This is a genomic window from Streptomyces sparsogenes subsp. cuspidosporus, from assembly GCF_039532705.1.
GTDB lineage: Bacteria > Actinomycetota > Actinomycetes > Streptomycetales > Streptomycetaceae > Streptomyces > Streptomyces sparsogenes.
On record NZ_BAAASD010000018.1, the window covers coordinates 1 to 22499 of the forward strand.

The 22499-nt window shown below is 74.5% G+C and carries 21 protein-coding genes; 9 read left to right on the forward strand and 12 right to left on the reverse strand.

Going from position 1 to position 22499, the window contains the following annotated elements:
- Window positions 1-118: 118 nt before the first annotated feature.
- Window positions 119-850 carry an endonuclease V gene (locus ABFY07_RS21545; RefSeq protein WP_346176074.1) on the reverse strand — a complete coding sequence of 244 codons (732 nt, stop codon included), beginning with the start codon at window positions 848-850 and terminating at the stop codon, window positions 119-121.
- 30 nt (window positions 851-880) lie between these two features.
- Between ABFY07_RS21545 and ABFY07_RS21550 the strand changes: the two genes are divergently transcribed.
- Window positions 881-1180, forward strand: a complete 300-nt coding sequence (locus ABFY07_RS21550; protein WP_346176075.1) for a YciI family protein — start codon at window positions 881-883, stop codon at window positions 1178-1180.
- A 55-nt stretch (window positions 1181-1235) separates the two neighbouring features.
- Here the strand turns inward: ABFY07_RS21550 and ABFY07_RS21555 are convergent, their stop codons facing one another.
- Window positions 1236-2327: a WD40/YVTN/BNR-like repeat-containing protein gene (locus ABFY07_RS21555; protein ID WP_346176076.1), complete on the reverse strand. Its 1092-nt coding sequence runs from the start codon at window positions 2325-2327 to the stop codon at window positions 1236-1238.
- 163 nt (window positions 2328-2490) lie between these two features.
- Here ABFY07_RS21555 and ABFY07_RS21560 point away from each other — a divergent pair, with 163 nt between their 5' ends.
- Window positions 2491-2949, forward strand: coding sequence for a (4Fe-4S)-binding protein (locus ABFY07_RS21560; protein WP_346176077.1), 459 nt, complete (start codon window positions 2491-2493; stop codon window positions 2947-2949).
- A 4-nt stretch (window positions 2950-2953) separates the two neighbouring features.
- On the opposite strand, the gene ABFY07_RS21565 is transcribed toward ABFY07_RS21560, so the two are convergent.
- Window positions 2954-4426, reverse strand: a complete 1473-nt coding sequence (locus ABFY07_RS21565) for a zf-HC2 domain-containing protein (protein ID WP_346176078.1) — start codon at window positions 4424-4426, stop codon at window positions 2954-2956.
- A gap of 231 nt (window positions 4427-4657) precedes the next feature.
- Here ABFY07_RS21565 and ssgD point away from each other — a divergent pair, with 231 nt between their 5' ends.
- Entirely contained in the window at window positions 4658-5074 is a 417-nt protein-coding gene (gene ssgD / locus ABFY07_RS21570) for a spore wall synthesis regulator SsgD (protein ID WP_346176079.1), read from the forward strand.
- A 202-nt stretch (window positions 5075-5276) separates the two neighbouring features.
- On the opposite strand, the gene ABFY07_RS21575 is transcribed toward ssgD, so the two are convergent.
- Window positions 5277-5909: a hypothetical protein gene (locus ABFY07_RS21575; protein ID WP_346176080.1), complete on the reverse strand. Its 633-nt coding sequence runs from the start codon at window positions 5907-5909 to the stop codon at window positions 5277-5279.
- A gap of 272 nt (window positions 5910-6181) precedes the next feature.
- Between ABFY07_RS21575 and ABFY07_RS21580 the strand changes: the two genes are divergently transcribed.
- On the forward strand, window positions 6182-7711 hold the full coding sequence (locus ABFY07_RS21580; RefSeq protein ID WP_346176081.1) for a helix-turn-helix domain-containing protein: 1530 nt from the start codon (window positions 6182-6184) through the stop codon (window positions 7709-7711).
- Between the two features lie 79 nt (window positions 7712-7790).
- On the opposite strand, the gene ABFY07_RS21585 is transcribed toward ABFY07_RS21580, so the two are convergent.
- The 3 genes from ABFY07_RS21585 to ABFY07_RS21595 all read right to left on the reverse strand — a co-directional run bounded on the left by ABFY07_RS21585 (window position 7791) and on the right by ABFY07_RS21595 (window position 13235).
- The gene (locus tag ABFY07_RS21585) at window positions 7791-11189 is read right to left on the reverse strand and encodes a hypothetical protein (RefSeq protein WP_346176082.1); all 3399 of its coding nucleotides are present in this window, start codon (window positions 11187-11189) and stop codon (window positions 7791-7793) included.
- A 91-nt stretch (window positions 11190-11280) separates the two neighbouring features.
- On the reverse strand, window positions 11281-12282 hold the full coding sequence (locus tag ABFY07_RS21590) for a zinc-dependent alcohol dehydrogenase family protein (protein ID WP_346176083.1): 1002 nt from the start codon (window positions 12280-12282) through the stop codon (window positions 11281-11283).
- A gap of 161 nt (window positions 12283-12443) precedes the next feature.
- Entirely contained in the window at window positions 12444-13235 is a 792-nt protein-coding gene (locus ABFY07_RS21595) for an IclR family transcriptional regulator (RefSeq protein WP_346176084.1), read from the reverse strand.
- Between the two features lie 169 nt (window positions 13236-13404).
- Here ABFY07_RS21595 and ABFY07_RS21600 point away from each other — a divergent pair, with 169 nt between their 5' ends.
- From ABFY07_RS21600 to ABFY07_RS21615, 4 genes are all read left to right on the forward strand, one after another.
- On the forward strand, window positions 13405-14712 hold the full coding sequence (locus ABFY07_RS21600; protein WP_346176085.1) for a glucarate dehydratase family protein: 1308 nt from the start codon (window positions 13405-13407) through the stop codon (window positions 14710-14712).
- A gap of 161 nt (window positions 14713-14873) precedes the next feature.
- Window positions 14874-15134 carry a hypothetical protein gene (locus ABFY07_RS21605; RefSeq protein ID WP_065965881.1) on the forward strand — a complete coding sequence of 87 codons (261 nt, stop codon included), beginning with the start codon at window positions 14874-14876 and terminating at the stop codon, window positions 15132-15134.
- 242 nt (window positions 15135-15376) lie between these two features.
- On the forward strand, window positions 15377-16366 hold the full coding sequence (locus ABFY07_RS21610) for an SGNH/GDSL hydrolase family protein (protein ID WP_346176086.1): 990 nt from the start codon (window positions 15377-15379) through the stop codon (window positions 16364-16366).
- 795 nt (window positions 16367-17161) lie between these two features.
- Window positions 17162-18043, forward strand: a complete 882-nt coding sequence (locus ABFY07_RS21615; RefSeq protein WP_346176087.1) for a peptidoglycan-binding protein — start codon at window positions 17162-17164, stop codon at window positions 18041-18043.
- Between the two features lie 129 nt (window positions 18044-18172).
- On the opposite strand, the gene ABFY07_RS21620 is transcribed toward ABFY07_RS21615, so the two are convergent.
- From ABFY07_RS21620 to ABFY07_RS21640, 5 genes are all read right to left on the reverse strand, one after another.
- On the reverse strand, window positions 18173-18595 hold the full coding sequence (locus ABFY07_RS21620) for a lasso peptide biosynthesis B2 protein (RefSeq protein WP_346176088.1): 423 nt from the start codon (window positions 18593-18595) through the stop codon (window positions 18173-18175).
- The gene (locus tag ABFY07_RS21625) at window positions 18592-18858 is read right to left on the reverse strand and encodes a lasso peptide biosynthesis PqqD family chaperone (RefSeq protein ID WP_346176089.1); all 267 of its coding nucleotides are present in this window, start codon (window positions 18856-18858) and stop codon (window positions 18592-18594) included. Before ABFY07_RS21625 ends, ABFY07_RS21620 begins: the two co-directional genes overlap by 4 nt.
- A complete protein-coding gene (locus ABFY07_RS21630; RefSeq protein WP_346176090.1) occupies window positions 18855-20543 on the reverse strand; it encodes an asparagine synthase-related protein in 1689 nt (562 codons plus the stop codon). Before ABFY07_RS21630 ends, ABFY07_RS21625 begins: the two co-directional genes overlap by 4 nt.
- A gap of 171 nt (window positions 20544-20714) precedes the next feature.
- Window positions 20715-20855, reverse strand: a complete 141-nt coding sequence (locus ABFY07_RS21635) for a lasso RiPP family leader peptide-containing protein (protein WP_104531406.1) — start codon at window positions 20853-20855, stop codon at window positions 20715-20717.
- 135 nt (window positions 20856-20990) lie between these two features.
- Window positions 20991-21914 carry an MBL fold metallo-hydrolase gene (locus tag ABFY07_RS21640; protein ID WP_346176091.1) on the reverse strand — a complete coding sequence of 308 codons (924 nt, stop codon included), beginning with the start codon at window positions 21912-21914 and terminating at the stop codon, window positions 20991-20993.
- 272 nt (window positions 21915-22186) lie between these two features.
- On the opposite strand from ABFY07_RS21640, the gene ABFY07_RS21645 reads away from it, so the two are divergent.
- Window positions 22187-22498: a hypothetical protein gene (locus ABFY07_RS21645; protein WP_065965870.1), complete on the forward strand. Its 312-nt coding sequence runs from the start codon at window positions 22187-22189 to the stop codon at window positions 22496-22498.
- The last annotated feature ends 1 nt before the right edge of the window (window position 22499 follow it).

Here is a 22499-nt window from a genome sequence, read left to right on the forward strand (position 1 = left end):
CGGGCGCGCCCGGCGCGGCGGGCGCGGTTCCTGCGGGTGGCGCGCCCAGTGCGGCGGCGCGCCTGGGGGCGGCCGACGCGCCCAGCGCGGCGCGGGCGGCGCGCCCCGTGAGGGTCCCTCAGGCGGCCGCCAGCGCCTGGCGGCACAGCGTGTCGGCACGCCGCGTCGTCTCCGGCAGCCGGTAGTCGCGGGCCAGGTGCAGGGCGTAGGCGCAGGCGACCGCGAGGGTTACCCGGTGGCCGACGGAGACGAAGACCGGTTTGACGCCGTCCTGGGTGCGCAGCGCGCGGCCGACCTCCTCCGCGCCGTCCAGGAGCGGTGACCAGTCGCCGCGGCGCGGGCCCGGGGCGTCGTGGTGGAAGGTGAAGGGGTTCTTGGCGACGCCGATGGTGGGCAGCCCGGTGAGCACCCCCAGGTGGCTGGCCAGCCCGAAGCGGCGCGGATGGGCGAGGCCGTAGCCGTCGCAGACGACCACGTCGGGGCGGTGGCCGAGCCGGTCCAGGGTGGCCAGCGCGTCGAGGACGGCCGGGATCTCGCGGAACGCCAACAGGCCAGGCACGTACGGGAAGGCGACCGGGCCGACCGCCGTGGCCTCCCCCACGACCGTCAGGCCGCGCGGGTCGAGCGCGACGGCGGCCGCCGCGACCCGTCCCCGCTCGTCGTCGTACGCGACATCCACGCCCACGACGGCGCCCGTGCCGGCGCCCGGCGCGGGCAGATCCCCGTCCACCAGGACGGAGCCCCGCAGCCGCTCCTGGACGGCGGCCGCCTCGGCCTCCGTCGCGGGCCAGCCGGGCGGAAGCTCGTAGCGGGGAGCGGCGGGGGGCCGGGGGTCGGACGTGCTGGTCATGATGCGCTCCACGGTACTAGCCTCGCGATCATGTTCGTTCTGGAACTCACCTACACCGCGCCCCTCGAGCGCGTCGACGCCGTACTCCCCGACCACGTGGTCTGGCTGGAGGGCCACTACGCCTCCGGGGACTTCATCGCCTCCGGCCGCAAGGTGCCCCGGGAGGGCGGGGTCATCCTGGCGGTCGGGGACGACCGGGCCAGGATCGAGGAGCTGGTGGCGACCGACCCGTTCTCGGTCGCGGGCGTGTGCGAGTACCGGATCACGGAGTTCCTGGCCACCAAGACCGCTCCGGAGCTGGAGGCCTACCGCCAGCAGCTGCCGTCCTGAACTCCGCCCTTCCTCCCCCGGCCCCTCGCCCCCTGGCCCTTCACCCCCTCGTCCCTCAGCTCCGGGCCGGCTCCAGCCGGGCCACGCGGCCCTGTTCCCCCGCCGCCCAGCAGCCGAGGTCCGGGGCGCAGTCGACGGTGTCGTACGAGCCCGGGTCCACCGTGCGCCAGGTGCGGCCGCCGTCCGTCGTCACATCGGTGCCCGTCGGGCCGACCGCGAGGGCGGTGCGGCGGCTGTGCGGCAGCCAGGTGACGCCCGAGCGGTAGGCGGGCGGCGGCGCGGCGGCCTCCGTCCAGCCGGCCCCGCCGTCCGCCGTGACGGCGGCCGCCTTCGGGGAGGCCTGCCCGGCCCGGTAGTCGCCGCCGACGGCGAGGCCGACGCGGGCGTCGCGGAAGGCGAGCCCGAAGACGCCGCGGGCCGGGTCGCCCGCCGGGAGCGGCGTGTCGGCCACCGTCCAGGTGCGGCCGCGGTCGGCGGAGTGGAAGACGCGGGCGCCGGCCGCGCCGCCCGTGGCGAACCACGCGTCCCGCCGCCCGGCGCTGACCAGGCACTGCCCGCTCGCCGCGAACGCGGACTCGCCCGGCTGCGCGGCGGGCATGCCGTTCGAGGGCAGCACGCGCCAGCTGCGCCCGCCGTCGCCGGTCGCCAGGACCCGGTACTTCCCCTCGACCGGGTCGCTGAGCGCGATCCCGTTGCGCGCGTCGAAGAAAGTCACACAGTCGTAGAAGGCGCGCGGGTCGGTGTTGCGGAAGGTCTCCGTCCAGGTCGCCCCGGCGTCGTCCGTACGGAACACCCGGGAGGCCTCGCCCTCACCGATGGCCAGCACCACGGCGCGCCGCCCGTCGAACGCCTCGACGTCCCGGAACTCCAGCCCCTCCGCGCCCGGGGGCGACACATCGCGCCAATCGCGCCCGCCGTCGTGCGTGAGCAGCACGGTCCCCTTCGAGCCCGCCACCCACGCGGTCGTACGGCTGACGGCGGCGAGCCCGCGGAACCGGGCGTCCGTGCCGCTGTCCTTCAGCCGCCACCCCGCGCCCGACACGCCCTCCGGGCGCGCCTGCCGGGCCTGCGCGGGCGCGGCGGCGACGGCCGTGGCGAGCGCCGCGCCGCACAGCCCGACCGCCACCACACGTCTCATCATGCTCATGATCCCCTGGTCCCTCATGGGGCCGGAAGCTAGCCCATCGGCGGGACTCCGTCCACGCAGAAGTGAGCCCGGACGCCGGACGAGTGAGCCCGGACGCCGAATCGCGGGACGGGGCGGGGCCTTCCTATGGTGAGGGCGGGGCGGGGAGCGAGGAGGCGGCGGTATGGACGGCGAGCGCTCGAAGCCGTATGTGGGAGCCATGGTCACGATCCACTACGAGGCGGAGCGATGTCTGCGCGCGGGCGAGTGCGTACGGGCGCTCCCCCAGGTCTTCGACCCGGACCGGCAGCCGTGGATCCAGCCCGACGGCGCGCCGGCCGACGTGGTCGCCGAGATCGTCCGGCGCTGCACGTCGGGCGCGCTCCGCTACCGGATGGCCAACGGCCAGACCGAGACGCCGGTCCGCCCCACGGCGGTCGCCCGTACGGACTCGGGGCAGATCCTCGTCCGCGGCGACCTCGTGGTCGAGACCGCGGCCGGGCCCCGCCGGGAGACCCGCGCGACGCTGTGCGGCTGCGGGACCAGCGCGAACGCCCCGTACTGCGACGGCTTCGGGCCCTGCGACGGCCGGACCTCGCCCCGCGGCACGGGCCTGGCCGTCGGCACCGCCCAGCCGTATTGAGGGCCTAGCCGTTCTCCCAGCCGTCCCGGCCGTCGCGGCCGTCGCGGCCGGCCGCCGGGGGCTGCTCGGTCGGCTTGGCAGGCTTGGCCGAATCGGTCGGTGTGGGCTGAGCGGTCGGCGTGGCCGGCTCCGTCGAGGGCGACTCGGTCGGCGTGGCGGTCGGCCCGGCCGTCGCGGTCCCGGTCGGTTCCGGGGTCTTGGTCGGCTTGGGCGTGGCGCTCTGCGAGGGCTTCGCGGTCGGCTGCGTGGCCGGCGGCCGGGTGGGGGTCTTCGCGCCGCTCCCGGACGGTGTGGACGGCGCCGCGGACGCCGGCGTGCTCCCGGGCGCGCCGGGAGCCAACGAGAACGGCGAGGACGGCGAGGACGGCGAGGCAGACCCCGAGGAGGAGGACGGCGACCGCTCCGGTGACCGGTCGGCGGCGCCGGACGGGGTACCCGCGCCGGGGCGCCCCGAGGGCGCGACGCCCGACGCCGTCCCGTGTCCCGCCGGGTCCGACCGCGTCGCCTCCTGCCCCCACGGCGGGGAGCCGAAGCCCGAGTCGGGCGCCGAGGCCATCGTGCGCTGTTCGTCACCGGGCGTATCGCCGCCCGTGAGGACGAGCCCGGCCGCCACCGCCGCCCCCGCCAGGGCCAGCGCGCCGGCCCCGGCCGCGACGGCGACCGGCCGGCCCGCCCGGGTCACCCGGCGGCGCACGAGATGGCCCGCGGAGCGGGCCGCGGAGGTCAGGGTGCCCGAGGGGGCGGCGTGGGCCCCGCCCGCGGACAGGGCGGCCACCGCGCCGCCCGCGCGGGCCAGCGGCACCAGGTAGTCCGCGGTCTCCCGGGCCAGCAGGGTCAGCAGCGCCGGGCCCAGCAGCGCGGACAGCCGGGCGTCGGCCGCCATCAGCCGCTCCGTCCGCGCCCGGCAGTCGGCGCAGCCGGCCACGTGGACGGCGACCTGCTCCGCCTGGGACGGCGAGTCCACGCCCCGTACGTGCTCGGGCAGCCGCTCCCAGCACCAGCCGCAGGCCGGATCGGCCGGGGTGCCCGGCTGGGCCCGCAGGAAGTGCTGGCGCACGCCGTCCCGGGCCCGCTCCAGGGCGGCGGCGGGGCTCGCGCCCGCCGCCGGCCGGCGGCCCGCGGCCACCGGCGGCTGCCGCTCCGCCTCGGCCTGCCACAGCGCCTTGACCCACCGCTGCGGCAGTTCCTCGATGACGCGGGCCAGCAGGTCGACGTAGGAGACGCGCTGCGCGCGGTCGCGGCTCGCCGCGGACCTGGCGAGATCGCGCACGGTGGCCTTCAGGGCGGCCGGGACGTCATCGACGGGTTCACCGGACCGCAGGCGCCGCCAGACCAGAAAGTACGCCTCGGCGACGGCGTCCTCGGCCGGCCAGGGAGTGCCGATGAGGGTGCGGGCGTAGACGAGGAGCGCCGAACGGTGGTCTTGATGGAGCCGGACGTAGGCGTCCGCGTCCAGCTCTGCGGGACCTTCGGTCATGGTGGAACAACCCCTGAAGTGGTGCCTCGCCGCAGCCGCGGTTTTGTAACAGCTCAGCACGGCACCTGAGACTTTGCGTGGATTCCGCAAGCCTAAATGTCGCATCTCCACCCGAATACATGGTCGTGACACACGTCACGTCCGCCGCGGGTGCACTGGGGTGATCGCCCATACGTCTTAAGGACGTAGAGAGCGGCCAAGGACCCGCCCGATCGCAAGGGAGCAGGCGTTGTGACCACCACCGTCATCGATCAAGCCGTCCAGGCACGCCTCATCGCGTCGACGCCCGAGGCACGCGCCATCCCCGCGTACCTGCGCTACGAGCGCGAGGACCCGTTCGCCGTCCACGTCTCCTTCCCGCCCGCCGCGTCCCTCGACGGGGCGGCGGTGGAGTGGACCTTCGGGCGCGAGCTGCTGACGGCCGGGCTGAGGGGCCCGGCGGGCAGCGGCGACGTCCAGGTGTGGCCGTGCGGCCCGCAGCGCACCGTTCTGGAGTTCCACGCCCCGGAGGGCATGGCCATGGTCCAGTTCGACACCGACGATCTGCGGCTCTTCCTGGACCGCTCGTACGCCCTGGTGCCCGAGGGCAGCGAGAGCGGCCGGCTGGACCTCGACCACGCCCTGGCCGCGCTGCTGCGGGAGGTCTGAAGCGCAGCGGGAGCACCCCCTGACCGCCGAACCCGCCCCTGACCGATCGGCCTCTCCTCAGCGGGCCCGGGTCCGGCCTGATCCCCGCGACGTAGGCCACTCGCCCACACCCGGCGTGACGACGACGCGCGCCCCCCTTGCGCGCGCGTAGCCGCCACGTCCGGATGTGGTGCCCCGTGGCCGGCGAGTGCCGTACGAGCCGCTACTCCTGGTAGAGCTTGACGACCGCGGTCTTCGTGGTGTGCCTGAAGGCGTCCACCGGGGCCTGGTCGTAGCCGCCCATCTCGCCCCATCGGACGATGGTGACGGTCCGCCCGTCGCGGCCCACCCCGAAGAGGTGGATGCCCGGCTCCGAGTCGGGATGCGAGGTGTGCACGCCGTACACATGGGCCCCGTCCTCGGCCTGGACCGCCCCGTAGTCCCGCCAGGAGGCGGTGCCCGCGGGGAACTTCCGCTCCCAGTCGGCCGCGCAGTTCTGGATCTTCTTCTCGGCCGCGGCGGCGAGCTTGCGGGCCGCGTCCACGGTCCCGGTCCTGACCACGATCTGGGTCGCGTTCGTGTCGTACTCGGTCCAGAACGTCCGGTGGGTGGCTCCCGCGGAGGGCAGCGTGTTCTCCACGCAGAACGGGGCGTTCTCCGGCAGCCCCTTGATGACGTCGCTCGCGTACCAGTCCGACGCCGGGTGCGGCGGCAGTTCCCTGGGCACCAGGTGAGCCGGAACCGCCTGAGCGCTCGCCTGGGCCGGTCCGGTCCCGACGACGGCCACGACGGCCGCCGCGGCCACCGCGCCGAGGGCGGCGGCGCGGTGGGAGCGCTTGTGCTTGTGCCTGTGCATGAGGTGTTTCCCGTCTCTTCGGTCCGCGTCCCCGCGGTCCGGGTCGGTGATCCGCCGCTGCGGTCGCGGCGACTGGTCCCCAGCGTGGGCGCCGCCGTGCCGGGGCCGCTACGGATGGCGTGGCATCCGGGACGCCGGAATGCCTGCACGTACTCTGACTTGGGGGAATGACAACAGCCTGGAACGCGCCCGCGGGACGGTGGAACGTGAGCGCGGGTGGCGGTGTATGGATATGTGGGGGGTGGTCACAGGTGGCCGGCGGGGAAGAGATCATGGAGTTCGCGGAGAGTCTGCGCGGACTGAAGGACCGTTCGGGTCGCAGCTACGGCGCGCTGGCCGCGCGGCTGCACGTCAGCACCTCGACGCTGCACCGCTACTGCAACGGCGAAGCGGTGCCCGCGGAATACGCGGCGGTGGAGCGGTTCGCGCGGCTGTGCGGAGCCAGTCCGGAGGAGCTGATCGCCCTGCACCGCCGGTGGATCCTGGCGGACGCGGCGAGACGGTCGCCCTCCGGCCGGGGCGGGCCCCGGGGGGAGGGCCTCGCTCCGGCGGGTGCGTCCTCGGACGGTGATCCGTCACCGCCCGACGATGCCGCCCCGTCGGGCCCGCCGGGCCCCACGGCCGGAGGCGGCCCGGCCGCCCGGGCCGAGGACCGCGACGCGGCGACCGGCGCACCGCAGGACCCCTCGGACGAGCCGGACCGCCCGGCGGAAGAGGCGACCGAGCGGGGCAACACCACCGACCTGCGCGACCCTAAGGCCGGGGCCCGGGGCGCCGTGGCGCGCGGGCGGCTGCGGCCCGTGCCGGTGGTGGGTGGGGCCGCCGGGCGGTCGGGCGGGCTCCACGCCTGGCGGACCCGGCCTTGGGCGTTACTGATGGGGGTGGCCGCCGCGGCCGTGCTCGCCGTCACGGCCGTGCAGGTCCGGCCGACCACCGATGACGAGCGGAAGGAGGCCGCCGCGTCCCCCGCGCCCTCCTCGGCGGCGTCGGGCTCCGCGCCGGCGGCGGGCCCCACCGCGCGTGGCGAGCTCAAGAAGGACGACACGACCAAGGAGCGCGCTTCGGCCTCGCCCCGGGGCGGCGGGCGGCGCGGCGACGGCGCGTCCGCCTCCGCGTCGCCGAGGCGGGACGGATCCGGCACCGGCGGCTCGGGGGGCGGCGGCCGGGACGACAAGCCCGGCGGCGGCACCCCGCTCACCCTCAGCACCCGCTCCCACGTCTGGGAGAACCGCTGTGATCACCGCTATCTCATCGACCGGCCCCCGTCCCAGGTCGCCCCGCCGCCCGTCGAGCAGGACGCCGCGGCCTGGGCCTCCGCCCACGGCGCGGTGCACGGCGGCACCACGAACGTGGAGGTGACGGTGAAGGGCCGGTCCGAGTCGGCCGTCGTGCTGCAGGACCTGCACGTCCGCGTCGTGGGGCGGCGCGCCCCGCTGCCCTGGTCGTCCTTCGCGATGGAGAACGGCTGCGGGGGCTCCCTGACCCCGCGCGCCTTCTCCGTCGATCTGGACGCCGACCGCCCGCTGCCCATCCCCACGGACGGCAGCGACGCGGGCGAGCCGATACCCGCCGTGCGCTTCCCGTACCGGGTGTCCGCCACGGACCCGGAAGTGCTGTTGGTCAACGCCCGTACGTCCGGCTGCGACTGCAGCTGGTACCTGGAGCTCGACTGGACCAGTGGCGACCGCGAGGGGACGATACGGATCGACGACCACGGCGCGCCGTTCCGCACCAGCGGCGTCAAGGGGCGCCCGGAGTACGGTTATCAGTACGACGAGGGCGTATGGCGCAGGAATGACTAGGCGTCAAGCTCCCGGGCGTCGGGTCCCCGGGCATCGGGTCCCCGGGCACCGGGCCCCTCGGCGTCAGGCTCGCGGCGCGTCACTCCTGCGCGGTCGCGAGCAGCAGCGCGGCGTCGCGGACGTCCGGGTGCCGGTGGTGGCGCAGCGCGCGCAGCCGGGTCCGCCAGGGCTCCGCCCATTCCGCGCGCGCCCCGCCCACACCGGTGAGGGTGACGGCGAACAGCCCGGAGGCGAGCGCTCCGTCGTCGCCGAGCTCCTGGGCGGCCCGCAGCAGGGCTTCGCTCCGTCCGGGCCGCGCGGCGCTGCGCAACCTGCCGTGCAGGGTGTCGGCGGTGCGGGCGGCGAGGGCCGGCCGGGTGGCGTGCAGCCGGGCGAGCCGGCCGAGCGCGGCGGTGAGCTCACCGGGTTCGGCGTCCAGGTCGATGGCGTTGACCAGGACGTGGGCGGCGTCCGCGACGAAGGGCTCGTAGCCCGCGAGGAGTTCGCCGGCCGCGGAGGCGACGGGCCGCATGGTGCCCGGCCGCATCCGGGTGTGCTGGGCGAGCCGGGCCGTGATCCGCCCGATGCGGCGGCGGGCCGGGCGGTCGCGGTCCGGTTCGGCGTCGGGCGTGTGCGGGTGGGCGTCGGCGGCGGCGAGGGCCGCGAGTACCCAGGCCAGGGGGTTGTCCTCGGGCATGCCGCCGGGGGCGGCGGCCATGAGGTCGATCAGCGCGTCGGCGGCGGAGTGCCAGCTCGCCCGGTTGTCCAGGTCGGTGGCGGCGGCGACCAACACCGCCGCCGCGTCGGGCGCCCAGGGGGACCAGACGGCGAGCGCGGCGTGGCCCGCCCGGGCGACCTCGGGGTCGTCGGTGTCGCACACATCCCGCACCAGCCGGGCGTAGCGGGCGCGATGGGGCTCGGGCAGGTCGAGCGGGCGGGTGCGCAGTACGGCCCAGCGCAGCTCGCGCCGGCCGCGAGCGGCGGCCGACAGCAGCTCCCAGGCCGACTCGCGGCCGAGCAGCCCGGTCGCGAAGGCCACGCAGGCCGCCTGGACGTCGTGGTGCTGGCCCGGCGCGTCGTAGGCGTCGGCGAGCAGCGCGGCCGCGGCGGGGGCCGGCAGCCGGGTGGCGGCCAGCCGCGCGGCCTCCTTCCGGCTGGTGACCTTGGCGGGCACGGCCGTCGCGAGCACCCCGCGCAGCAGGACCTCCAGCCGCGACGGCGCCACGTACAGGGACGCCCTCGTCGCCGCGTAGACCGCCACCCGGGCCCGGTCGCCGCCCGCGTGGGCGAGCAGCAGGGGCAGTTGCTCGCCCGGGCGGTCGGTTTGGGCCAGGGCGGCGAGGGCGGCCTCCGCGAGGACCACGTCGTCCGCGTCGGTCCAGGCCAGGGCGGCCTCGGCGCCGTGGCCCGGGATGCGCGCGGCGGCGGCGATGGCGCTCGTGCGCTGGTCCGTGCGCAGCGAGTCGTCCGCGGCGGCGCGGGCGAGGATCCGGGCGGCGGCGGCGCGCTGCCGGGGCAGCCAGCGGCTGGTGCCGTGGTCGACCGGTGGCGTCCAGTGACTGCCGGGCGTCAGGAAGCGGCCGTAGGGAGGGATGTCGTCCAGGACGAGGTCGAGCAGGTCGGTGCGGCGGTGCGTCAGCACCGCGAGGACGGGCGGCAGCACGGCCGCCGAGGGCTCCTGCGCCAGCAGTTCGGCGACGCGCGCGTCCCGCCGCGCCGGGTCGTCCAGCCACAGCCCCACGGCCGTGCGGACCGTGGCGTCGCCGCCGAACCGGATGGCCTGCCGCAGCAGGTCCTGGAGTTCCGGCAGGGCGTGGGCGCGGCGCCCGAGCGAGCGGGCGAGGGCGAAGGTCAGCTCGTGGTCGACCCGGTCGGCGCCCGCTTCCAGCCATGGCCGCAGCGCTTCGAGGACCGCCTGCTCCTGGCCGCGCCGCAGGGTGTGGTCGAGCCGCCCGAGGTCGGTGGGGCCGATGTTTCCGGCGAGCCGGGTGATGGTGCGCAGCGCCCAGCCGATCAGCTCCCGCCGCCCGGTGACCGCGTGTTCCCGCAGGAGGGCGACGGCGAGCCGGCGTAGGGCCTGCCGGGTGGCGGCCGAGGAGTCGCGGGCCTGGATGGCGTCGGTGGCGACCTTGTCGAGGTGTTCGGCGGCGGCGTCGAGGAAGAGGGAGGGGTGGGTGCCGGCGAGGGCGCCCAGCGCGGCCGACCGCACCGGGTCCCGCTCGTTGCGCAGCCGCTCCAGCAGGGCCAGCAGCGAGGTGACGGCGTCCGGGTCGCCGGAGCGGGCGGTGTTGCGTATGAGGAGCGGGTAGGCCAGTGCGCGGTCCTCGGCCGAGGAGCGGCGGGTGGCCTCCAGCAGGTCGTCGCGCGCCTCGCCGACCGGGAGATACGCGACCGCTTCCAGGACCGTGGTCCAGGGCGCGCCGCGCTCGCGCGCCCGTGCGGCCATCCGGCGCGCCTCCGCTTCCCGGCGCGGCCGGGGCAGCACCTCGAGCAGGGCGGGTTCCACGTCGGCGTGGCTCAGGTCGCGCTCGGCGACGGCCGCGTCGAAGACGTCGGGGCGGCGGGCGGGCGGCAGGGCGGCCAGCAGCCGGGCCAGGGCGTGGGCGTCGTGGCCCAGCGCCCGCGCCAGCTCGGCCAGTTCGGGCGGGTCTGCGCGGACCAGGCGGCGCAGCACGGCCTGTTCCAGGCCCCGGCCGCGTAGGAGACCGACGTGTTCGGGCGTCAGCAGGAGCCGTATCGTGCGGTCGGGCTCGGCGGCGGCGAGCGCCCCCAGCCGGTGCCGCACGGGCAGCGGCAGTGGGCTGTGGCACAGCCGCTCGAGCAGGTCGAGGGCGCGCCGTGGCTCGGCGGGCGCCGCGAGGGCGACGCAGGGGGCGTGGCGGAACCACCAGTCGCCGCGCAGCGCCTCCGGGAGCGCGGACAGCTGCCGTTCGGCCTCGTCGAGGACGGCCGCGGGATGGCGGGAGGAGAGGGCGCGCCAGCTGCCGACGGCGTGGAAGAGGTCGGGGAGCAGCCGGGTGACGGTCGCGGGCCCGCAGGCGGGCAGCAGCCGGGCGGCCGGGGCGTCGCCCCACCGCTCCCGCAGGGGGTCGACGAGCCGGTCGGCGAGCGCGGTGCGCCGGCCGGCGACGACCGTACGGATGAGCCCCCGCCGTACGGCGGCGGGGGCGTCCTCGAAGGCCGCCTCCAGCGCGGCGTCGGCGAGCCGGCCGCGGCGCGCGGCCCCGAGGGCGTGCCCGCGCACGACGGGGTCGGGGTCGGCCAGCCGCTGTTCCAGGTAGTCGGTCCGGCCGCCGACCGCGGCGGCGGTGACGGCCAGCGCCCGCTCGTATCCGCCGCGCCGCGACAGCTCGTCGAGCAGCCCGGACAGTTGCCCGCGCGCGCTCGCCGCCCTCGCCCGGAGGGCCAGCTCCCGCATCCGGCGCGGGTAGGGCAGCGGATCGAGGGCGGCGAGCAGCTCGTCGGCCAGGGCGGGCGAGGCTTCGGGATCACGGGCCATGGCAGGGATTGTGCCTGCGGCCCGGACGGCCTGGGACGCCGCCCCGCCCCCTCTGACGGAAGACGCCGGGCCCGGCCGCCCGCGGAGGCGGTCAGTGGTCGACGGTGACGACGATCTTGCCCACCTGGGCGCCCGCCTGCATGTACCGGTGGGCTTCGGCGATCTCGTCCAGGGGGAAGGTACGGTCCACGACGGGCCGGAAGGCACCGGTGCGCAGGCCGGAGGAGACGAACGCCTCGGCGCGACGCAGGCGCTCGGGGTGCGCGGTCAGCTCGCGGGTGACGGTGTAGGTGCGCATGTTCATCGCGGGCATGCCCAGTTCGAACCCCGGGTAGGGGGTCGTCTCGCCGCTCAGCGCGCCGTACAGGAAGAGCGTGCCGTCGGGGGCGACCACCTTGGCCAGGTCCACCACTCCGGGTCCGGCGACGGCGTCGAAGACGAACTCGGCTCCCCGGCCCCCGGTCAGGTCGAGGACGCGGTCGACGAGGTTCTCCTCGCCGGTGACGATCACCTCGGCCGCGCCCGCCTCGAGCAGCGCGTCCTTCTTGGCGCCGGTGCGCGTGGTGGCGAGGGGCACCGCTCCGACACGTCGGGCGATCTGGAGGGCGGCCAGACCCACGCTGCTGGACGCCGCGGTCAGGACGACGGTGTCGCCGGCGCGCATCCCGCCGACCTCCACCAGCGCGCCGTAGGCCGTCAGATACGGCATCCACACCGCCGCCCCGGCCACCGCGTCGAGCCCCTCGGCGCGGTGTACGACGGCGGCGGCGGGGACGATCGCGCGCTCCGCGTAGACGCCGTAGTCGTTCATGGAGAACGCGGGCACCACACTGACCGGCTGCCCGATCCGGAACCCCGTCACCTGAGCGCCGACGGCCTCGACCACGCCGGCCGCCTCGGTACCGAGCCGGGCGGGGAACCGCCTGACCTGCTCGATGTAATGGCCGTCGCGGAAGAGCACTTCGGCGCGGTTGAGGCCGATCGCCTCCACGCGGATCAGCAGCTCCCCGGGGCCGGGCTCGCCGACCTCCACGTCCTCCAGCCGCAGCACCTCCGGCCCGCCGTGCGCATGGAACCGCACTGTTCTGGCCATCACGTCTCCCCCTTCTCGCACACGGTGACGGCCGCGCCGGGCCGCGCCGCCGTGGCTCAACCCAAGCGGAAAGTACGATGACTGTCAAATTTCGACCGTCATCAAACTTAATGCCGGGGCGGACCACTCGGCGCCACGGCGGGAACCGACGCCCCCGGGCTCTAACGCCACTGCGGGGCGGATGCCGCGGCGCCGGGGGTCGCGGCCTCGATGCGGCCGCGGATCTCGCGCATGACGGTGACGATCCGCCGCTCGTGTTCCTCCGTCAGCCGGGCGGTCGGCACCGAGCAGCTGATCGCGTCGATGGCGGGCGAGTCGTAGCGCAGGGCGAACCCGAAGCCCGTGATCCCCGCGACACCCTCCTCACGGTCGATCGCGTAGCCCCGCTCCCGCACCCGCGCCAGATCCGCGGCCAGCGAGGCGAGGTCGGCGTGGGTGTTGGGCGTCAGCCGCTCCCAGGGGCCGTCGGGCAGGGGCAGCCGGGCCTCGTCCCGCTCGGCCAGGAGCGCCTTGCCGAGCGCGCCGGCGTACGCGGGGAGCCTGCGGCCGACCCGGCTGAAGGGCCGCAGATATTCATGGGACTCACGGGTGGCGAGATAGACGACGTCGCCGCCGTCGAGCCGGGCGAAGTGGATGGTCTCGCCGAGCGCGTCGGACGCCTCGTCGAGGTACGGCCGGGCGGCGCGCACCCGCGGGTCGCTGTCCAGGTAGTTGGTGCCGGTGAGCAGGGCGCGGATGCCGATGCCGTAGAGCGAGCCGGTGGCGTCGGTGCGCACCCAGCCCCGGTCGATCAGCGTCTGCAGGAGCGCGTACATGCTGCTGCGCGGCACCCCGAGCTCGTCGGCGAGCTCGCGCAGCCGGGCCGGGCGGTCGCCGCGCGCGGCGAGCAGTTCCAGCAGCTCGACGGTGCGGGCCGCGGACTTCACTTCGCGTACGCCGCCGGTTTCGGACATGCGTCAGATCGTAAACGGCGCGCCGCGACGACCGCCGTCACGGGTATTGACGGGCCCTCGTCCACCTCCCTAGCCTCCATCTTCATACATAGACGCTATCTATATAGGGAGACGCCATGACCGGCGTAACGGCCCGCGTAACGGCCCCCGGCCTCGCGGGAGACACCCGATGACCCCGACGGCCCGCATCCCCGACCTGACCATCAGCGAGGTGCGGCTGACCCCGATCCTGGTGGCCGATCCGCCGCTGCTGAACACCCAGGGTGTGCACCAGCCCTACACGCCCCGGCTGATCATCGAGGTGGTCACGGCCGGCGGGGTGACGGGCCTCGGCGAGACCTACGGCGACACCAAGTACCTGGAACTCGCCCGGCCGCTGGCCGCCAAGCTCGAAGGGCGCGCCGCGAACGACCTGAACGCGCTGTTCGCGCTGGCCGACGAGGTCGCGGTGGACCCCGCCCAGGTCGAGAACGCGCTGGACGTCGGCGGGCAGCGCGGGGTGCAGACCGCGGACAAGCTGCGGCTGTCGATCCTCTCCGGATTCGAGGTGGCCTGCCTGGACGCCTGGGGCAAGGCCGTCGGGATGCCGGTGCACGCCCTGCTGGGCGGCAAGGTCCGCGACCGCGTCGAGTACAGCGCGTATCTGTTCTACCGTTGGGCCGAGCACCCGGGCGGCGCGGGCGAGCCCGACGACTGGGACGCGGCGCTCGACCCGGCCGGCGTGGTGGCGCAGGCCGAACGCTTCGCCCGCGACTACGGCTTCGGCTCCTTCAAGCTCAAGGGCGGGGTGTTCGAGCCGGACCAGGAGATCGCCGCGATCCGGGCGCTGGCCGAGCGGTTCCCCGGGCGGCCGCTGCGGCTGGACCCGAACGGCGCCTGGTCGGTGGAGACCTCCCTGAAGGTCGCCGGGGCGCTGCGCGACGTCCTGGAGTACCTGGAGGACCCCACCACGGGCACCGAGGGGATGGCCCAGGTCGCCGCCGCGGCCGGGGTGCCGCTGGCCACCAACATGTGCGTGACCACCTTCGGCGAGATCCGCGAGGCCTTCACCCGGGACGCGGTGCAGGTGGTGCTGTCCGACCACCACTACTGGGGCGGACTGCGCAACACCCGCGACCTGGCCGCCATCTGCCGCGCCTTCGGGGTGGGCCTGTCCATGCACTCCAACACCCACCTGGGCATCAGCCTGGCCGCGATGACCCATGTGGCGGCGACGGTGGCCAACCTGGACTACGCGTGCGACAGCCACTACCCCTGGCAGACCGAGGACGTGGTCACCGAGCGGCTCACCTTCCGCGACGGCCACTTGGACGTGTCCGACGCGCCGGGCCTGGGCGTCGAGCTCGACCGCGCCCAGCTGGCCGCCCTCCACCAGCGGTGGCTGGACGACGACGGCACCCTGCGGGACCGGGACGACACGGCGGCCATGCGCGTCGTCGAGCCGGACTGGGTCACCCCCTCCGTTCCGCGCTGGTAGTCCGCGACGGCCGACCGTACACAGACCGTACGGAAACCGGTCGAAGCCCGACGCGCGTTGTCGCTTATCGCATTACGGCTGCGCGACGCCGCGGCGAGGCGGGACACTCTCAGTCCGAGGAACGGGACCGTACGTGAGTCACGGGACCAGCGGAGGATGTCATGCACTCACCGCAGGACGCGAGCGAGGCGGTCGGCCTGATGTGGGACCTGGTCACCGCCCTGGAGAAGGGGGAGCGGGACTATGTGGACAGTGGGGCCGAGGTCGTCCAGCTCACCTTTGTGCAACACCCCACCATGATGCGGGAGGCACTGGCCGAGTTCGAGCGCCAGGTGGCGCTCGACCCGGCCCCCGCGGGGGCGGTACCGGAGATCGTCGAGACCGTCCGGGATGTCATCGGCAGCCCGGACGAAACCTTTTGACGACCTTTCGGTTCGAACTTTCGACAGGGATTTTCGAACCTGGTCACCTCTCTTGATGATGAACCGATTCAACGCTTTCATCGTGGGCGCGCCCGCGATGGGAGCGCTCCCCCGGTTCCCGGGCCGGCGCCCGCGCCCACCCCCGCCAGGGAGGACGGCCCATGCAGCCGACCGCACCGCACGCCAGGAGATCACCCGCCCGTGCGGGCGACCGCACGGCACGCGGAATGGTTCTGCTTGTCATGACCACGTCTGTGATCGTCTGGGGTCTGGCCCCGGGCGGCCCCCGGGCGCACGCGGCGGCGCACGCCACCCAGACCCTGGGCAACGGCTCGGTAACCGACCCGAACATTTCCTACGTCGGCCGCTGGGACCTGAGCTCGGGTACCGCCGCCGTGCCCAACTGGACCGGCGGCTATCTCCAGACGGCCTTCACCGGGACGACCGTGAAGGTCAAGGCCCGCGACGCGGTGAACTTCTACGCCGGTGTGGACGGCGGCGCCGACGTCTTCTACGCGGGCGTCAGGGGCACCGTCGACCTCACCCCGCGGCCCCTGCCCCAGGGCAATCACACCCTCCGGATCTCCTACCGCTCGGGTGACACCGTCTTCCAGGGCCTCGTCCTGGACCCGGGCGCGGGCACGACCACCCCCCGGGTCCCCGCGAAGCTGATCGAGTTCGTCGGGGACTCCATCACCGCCGGCGCCCTGACCGACCGCCTCGCGCTCGACTCCCACGCCTGGAAGACCGGCGAACGGCTGGGCATGCGGCACACCCAGATCGCCCGCTCGGGCTACTGCCTGGTGGGCAAGGACGGCTGCACGGGGCTGGCCACCCAGTTCTTCAAGACCGCCTCCACCGGCGACCGGAACTGGGACTTCTCCCGCTACCAGGCGAGCGCAGTGGTCATCAACCTCGGCACCAACGACATCGGGCACGGCGTCACCGGGCCCGAGTTCCAGGCGGCGTACACCGGCCTGCTCCGCGACATCCGGGCCATGTACCCGAACGCGGTCCTCTTCGCCGTCCAGACCCTCAAGAAGCGGTATGTGACCGAGACGAAGGCCGCCGTCAGCGCCCGCAACAGCGCCGGGGACGCCAAGGTCTCCTACGTCGACACCACGGGCCGGCTCGCCGCCGACGAGCTCTCCGACCCCGTCCACCCGAACGACAAGGGCCACCGCGCCATCGCCGACCGTCTGGCCCCGATCATCTCCGCCAAGCTCGGCTGACCCGGACCCGCGCGCGATATCCCAGGGTCCGGCGGACCGCGAAGCGGCGCGCCGAAGCGCCCGCCCATTCGGCTCGTTCCCGCCCCGGCCGCTCCCTTCCCCCGGAATTCGATCAAGAATTGCCGCCGCATTTCCGCAGCGCAATGACCGACTCAAGTCGCTCCCAAGGTAAAACGATCTAGAATTCCGAGATCACCGAAATGACCGGAACGCTTCCTTGACCCGCGTCGAAGAGGGGAAAGAAACTCAAAGACGCACTGATGCATCGGGAGCCGCAAGCGACGGCTCAACCCTGCGATACCGATTCGCGGGGTGCGTGACGGGGGAAGTGCCGGAGAAAGAGTGCACAAAGCGGCCGCATGGCCGCGCGTGTCCTTCACTTCCTCTCCTCATCTCTTGATGCACTCGGGGAATGGAGGGGGAATGCCGACGCCGCCGACCAACTGCCCACCCCGCGGCTGCCCGAAACCGTGCAGCGCCGGATCGCCGAGGCCGCGGAACAGGCCGGCCCCGCCGCCGAGGTGACGTTGCGGCTCGCCTGCCCGGGGTGCGGCGAGGCCCACCCCGGCCCTCCGGAGATCCTGGCGCTCAGCCCGCTGCGGCACCGTAACGCCGGCCCCGGTGGCGGACGCGGCGGCGCTCGCGGCGGCGGCCGAAGCGGAGGCGGAGACCCGGGCGGCGACCGAAGCGGAGGCGGAGACCGGGCCTCAGCGGGAGGCGGGGCACGCGGGTTGAGCCCCGCGCCCACCAGATCCGTACCCCACCACGTCCCCCTCATCGAAGGAGCACATCACGATGGCCACTCCGTTGACCGCCGACCGCCTGCTCAAGGCGCTGCGCGACGAGGGACTGGAAGTCCACGAGTACCGCAGCTGGCGCACCCACAACCGCAACTCGAAGGGGCCCTGGGGCCCGGTGAACGGGGTGATGATCCACCACACCGTCACCAAGGGCACGGCCTCCTCCGTAGAGCTGTGCTACGAGGGCCACTCCTCCCTGCCGGGGCCGCTGTGCCACGGCGTCATCGACAAGTCGGGCGCGGTCCACCTGGTCGGCAACGGCCGGGCCAACCACGCGGGCCTCGGCGACCGCGACGTGCTCAACGCCGTGGTCAACGAGACCGCGCTGCCCCGCGACAACGAGGCCGACACGGACGGCAACCGCCACTTCTACGGCTTCGAGTGCATCAACCTCGGCGACGGCCAGGACCCGTGGCCCGAGGCGCAGAAGCTGGCGATCGAGAAGGTGGCCGCGGCCATCTGCCGTGCCCACGGCTGGTCCCAGCGGTCGGTGATCGGCCACCTGGAGTGGCAGCCGGGCAAGGTGGACCCGCGGGGCTTCTCGATGGACACCATGCGCTCGCGCATCGCCAAGCGCCTGGGCGCGAAGCCGGACGGCCCCAAGCCGCAGCCCCCGAAGCCGCCCGCGAAGTACGAGCCGTTCCCGGGCTCGGCCTTCTTCCGGACGGGCCGCGAGAGCAGGATCATCACCGCGATGGGCAAGCGCCTGGTCGCCGAGGGCTGCGGGCGGTACGAGGAGGGGCCGGGCCCGGAGTGGACCGAGGCGGACCGCAAGTCCTACGCGGCGTGGCAGCGCAAGCTGGGGTATTCCGGCGATGACGCGGACGGTACCCCGGGCCGCACCAGCTGGGACAAGCTGCGCGTCCCCAACGTGTAGCCCCTCGACGCCGCCGGTTTGTGGTGAGTTCGAGTTGTGGTGAGTACGGGACGGCGACACGCCGATGCCATGGCGTGTCGCTGTCTCGTACTCACCGCGAAATACTCACCGCGAACACCCACCGGGAACTCACGGCCGGGCCACCGGGGCCACGGACAGCAGCGGACGGTAGTGCCCCGCCGGGTAGGGCTCCCCGACGGGCTCGCCCGCGACCTCGATCCAGGCGTGGGCCTCGAACGGGCTGGTGCGCACCCCCGTGCACCAGGTGGGCCACACGCCCCGGCCGCGGCACAGCAGTGCCGCCGCGATCGACCGCTGGAGACACGCCTGGCCCGCGCAGCGCAGGCTCACCGCCACCACGGCCCGCCGGGCGGCCAGCGCCTGTTCGGCGGTGGCGGGCCGGGCGCCGCGCCGCAGGAACTCCAGCACCGCGCGCACCCGGGCCGGTTTGGCGCGGGCGAGCAGACGGGCCACGACCACCGCGAGCCAGGGCATCACCCGCCGGTGGAGCGGCAGCCGGTCGCGGTCGGGCAGCGCCACCGGGGCGCTCATCGGGCCTCCGTGAGCAGGTGCGCGGCCCGCAGCTGGGACACCAGGCGGGACACGTCGCGGCGGGCGTCGGCGGTGTCGAGGCGGTGGCGGGCGGCGAGCCGGTCGGCGGCCTGCTCGTCCGTACGGCCGTCCAGCAGGGTCTTCAGCACGAACACCCCGGTGGGGTTGAGCTGCCAGTAGCGTCCGGTGCGCTGGTGGAGCAGCACGGCGCCGTCGTCGGTCTCGGCCATGGACACGTCCTGATGCAGATTCAGGGACATCATCGCTTCCCAAGAGGTTTCCCGTGGGGCTTCCCCAGGGGTTGAGGTTGCCGTGCCGCGCGGGCCCAGGTCTCACAGCCCAGGAGCTTCTCGGTGGCGATGTCCCGGGAGATGTCGGCGTGCGGTGTCAGCAGGTAGTCGCGCAGCGCCCCCGGGGACACCAGGCCCATGTCGGCCAGGGCGGAGTCGGAGAACACCTCGAGCAGCGCGGACAGGTTGCGTCGCCGCCCGGCCCGCACATCGGCGCTGAAGTCGCCCTTGGTGATGCGGTCGAGCACCACGTCCGGCACCAGGCCCCGCATGGACGCGGCCAGCGGCGGCTTGTACCGCCATGGTGTGACGCGCTCGTGGAGGCGCACCGCCAGCGCCGCCTCCACGACCCGGTCGTCCAGGTAGGGCTGGTGCAGTTCCACCCCCGCCGCGCCGAAGAGCCAGGAAACCTGCCGGTACGCCGGCGCAGTGATCCGCAGTGCGGTCAGGTACTGGTGCTGCCCCCGGTCCTCGGCGAAGGGCGCGGCGTGTTCGGCGGCCTCGCGCAGCGCTCGGCGCGCCGCGTCCACGGCGTCGGCGGTCGCCCAGACCGGGGCGCGGAGCGGTGTGAGACCCCAGCCGAGGGAGGGGACTCTGCGGGGCGGGGCGGGGCTGGTCAGCTGCTCGGCCTGGGTCAGCCACCACCCGGCCGGGCTGTCCGTCCGCACCAGTTGGGCGAGGGTCGGGGCGAGGGACCAGCGGCTGAGCGCGCGGTGTCCGCGCAGATGCCGGAGCGCCGTCAGGGGCCGGCGGCGGGCCAGCCGGTGCAGATAGCCGGGGACCGGCCCGAAGAGTTCGTCGGCGCCGTGTCCGGCCAGGTGCGCGCGGGACCCGCGCTCGGCGAGCAGCCGCGCCGTGTACCGGACGCGCGCCAGGGTGCGCGGGTACAGATACGGCCGCTCGGTGTCGGCCAGGGCTCCGGGGTCGGTGAAGATCGGCGGCAGGTCCCGCTGCGCCACGACCAGATGGCGCGCCTCGGGCAGCGAGCGGGCGGCCTGTTCGGCGAAGCGGGTGTCGTCGTTTCCGGCCTCGGCCTCGGCCCATCGGAAGGTCAGCAGGGTGGGGGTGTGCCGTGCGGCCAGGAAACTCAGCGTGGTCGAGTCCATGCCGCCGGACAGGTCCGCGCTGAGCCCGCCTCCCGCGCGGCGGCGCCCGTCCACGGCGGTGATCAGCGCCTCCCTGAGCGCCGATGCGCCTTCTTCCAGACCGAGTTCGGGAGCGGGCGGCCGCCACCACCGCACCTCGCGCGCCCCACCCGGCTCCAGCCACAGGCTGTGGTCGTGCGCCACCGTGGCCACGCCCGCCCACACGCTCCGGTCGGCGAGCGGCGGCGGCAGCATGCCCCCGCACACGACGCGCACGGCCAGCGTGTCCGCGTCGATCCCGGCCCCGGTCATCGCCGCGAGCACATCGGCCCGGTCGGCGGCGACCGGCACCCCGCCCAGCCTGGTGTGGAACACCTGGCGCAGGCCCGTCACGCCGCCCTGCACGCGTGTGGTGGCGCCGACGGCGGCGACCAGATGGAAGCTCCCCGGCAGCGCCTTGGCCACGGCGTCCACATCGGCCACCGTGCGAACCCGCCGGCACAGCTCCTCGAGCCGGCCGGTGGTGACCGGGCAGAACCCGATCACCACCAGTCGCACGGGCCCGGTCGCCACCTGACGAATCTCATCCGGCTCCCACCGCCCCACCAGCCACGGTCGGCCGGACGGGTGCGGGATCACCCGGGGAGCCTCAAAGGGATACGCATCAAACGAGAGCTGTGTACCCGGCACGTCCGGAAGGACGACAAACCCGGCGCTCATCTCAAACGGTCCGGAAGGCTACCGTCACCCCCAGCCCTGCTCGCCGAGCACGTCCTCGTACCGGTGGCCGAACCCCAGCGTGTCCTCCGAGAACTCGCCCACGCCGACCAGCGCCGGCGGCTCGTAGCTCTCGACGGTCTCGTCCGTTCTCGACTGCTTCTCCATGGGTTTCCTCCAGAGATTGATCCAGTGAATCGACCCCGAGGTCGCCCAGTCCCTACCCGCCCCACACACCCCACTAGCCACAACGCGGCGGCAGCTTCCTGACACGTCGGAGCAGACTCGTCCCTGACACCTCGCTCAGACCCGGGTGGGCAGCGGCCCTCCGTTGTAGGCGATCGCGTCGGCGAAGGTCCCGAACGGGTCGAAGTCTCCACCGGTGCGGTCCGCGTACGCGCGGTGCAGGTTGAGGACGATGCGCTCGGCGTCGGGCAGACCGCCGAATTCGCCGAGCGCACAGCCCCGCGCGGCCTCCAGCGGCGTCAGCCCGTCCCGCAGACCGGCCTCGGCGGTGTCCACCACCAGCCGGTAGTAGCGCCGGTGGGTGTCCAGCACCTCCGGCAGGGTGTCCGCGTCGATGAGCGGGCCGTGCCCGGGTACGACACGCTCGGGCTCGAACGCGGCGATCCAGTCGAGCGAGCGCAGCGCGCCCTCCGGCGAGCCCATGAACACCAGCGGAGTGACCTGGTGGAAGAGCAGGTCCCCGGCGAACAGGACACGCTCCCCGGGAAGCCACGCGACGGCGTCCCCGGGGGTGTGCGCGGCGTACCCCGGGTGATGCAGCTCGATGCGCCGCTCCCCCATGTGCAGCGTCAGCGCCGTACGGAAGGTCACCCCGGGCGCCCGCCGCGCCACCCCGCCCCAGTCCGGCAGCGGATGCCACGCGGGCGGACATCCGTCGATCACGGTGTCCGCCAGGATCCCCTCGCGGGTCGCCTCGTGCGCGACGATCGTCGTGGCCTCGGGCAGCAGGCTGTTCCCATGGGTGTGGTCGCCGTGCAGATGGGTGTTGACCGCGTACCGCACGGGCGCGCCACCGGTGGCTTCGGCGACGGCGCGCAGCAGATTGCGGGTGCGGCGCTCGGTGGCGCAGGTGTCGATCAGGACGACCCCGTCGTCCGTGGCCACGACCCCCGCGTTGTTGACCCACCACGAGCCGTCCGGCTGGACCCAGCCGTAGACGCCGTCGGCCACCGGCTGGAGGGTGCCGGTCTGCGCGCTCATCGGTGGGTGGCGAATCGCAGGAACCGGGTCCAGGCGAGTTCGTTCGCCCTCATAACTCTCCTCGCAGTCGCTCCGGCAAGTCCCCGCGCGTCCTGGGCAGTCGGGGCCTGGGAGCGCAGTGTGTCACACCGCCGATGGAGCGGACGCGCCTCTTCCGAGTCGGCCTCCTCCCTCTCGCGGCTCCACCGGAATTCCGGTGCGTGCCGGTATCCAGGGGCTGTCGGTCGGTCTGGGACGGCCACACCGACCGCAGCCCTCGGAAGGAGTCAGGCATGATGCGCCGCCTCACCACCACTGCCGGGATTCTGGCCGCAGCGGGAGCCCTCACCCTCTCGATGGCCACCTCGGCGTCCGCCGCTCACGGCGACCTGTTCAACAGCACCTGGCGTGTCGTCAACCCCACGGGCTGCGTCCGGGTGCAGCTGGAGGACAACAGGTTCCACGTGTACAACGACACCAACGAATACGCTCTCGCCTACGCGAACAACGACTGCAGCGGACCGGTCATCGATGTGATCCCGCCCGGCGGACGCTCCCAGGAGGGCGAGATCGCCATCCTGGGCCGGGCCGTCTGGATCCGTTGAC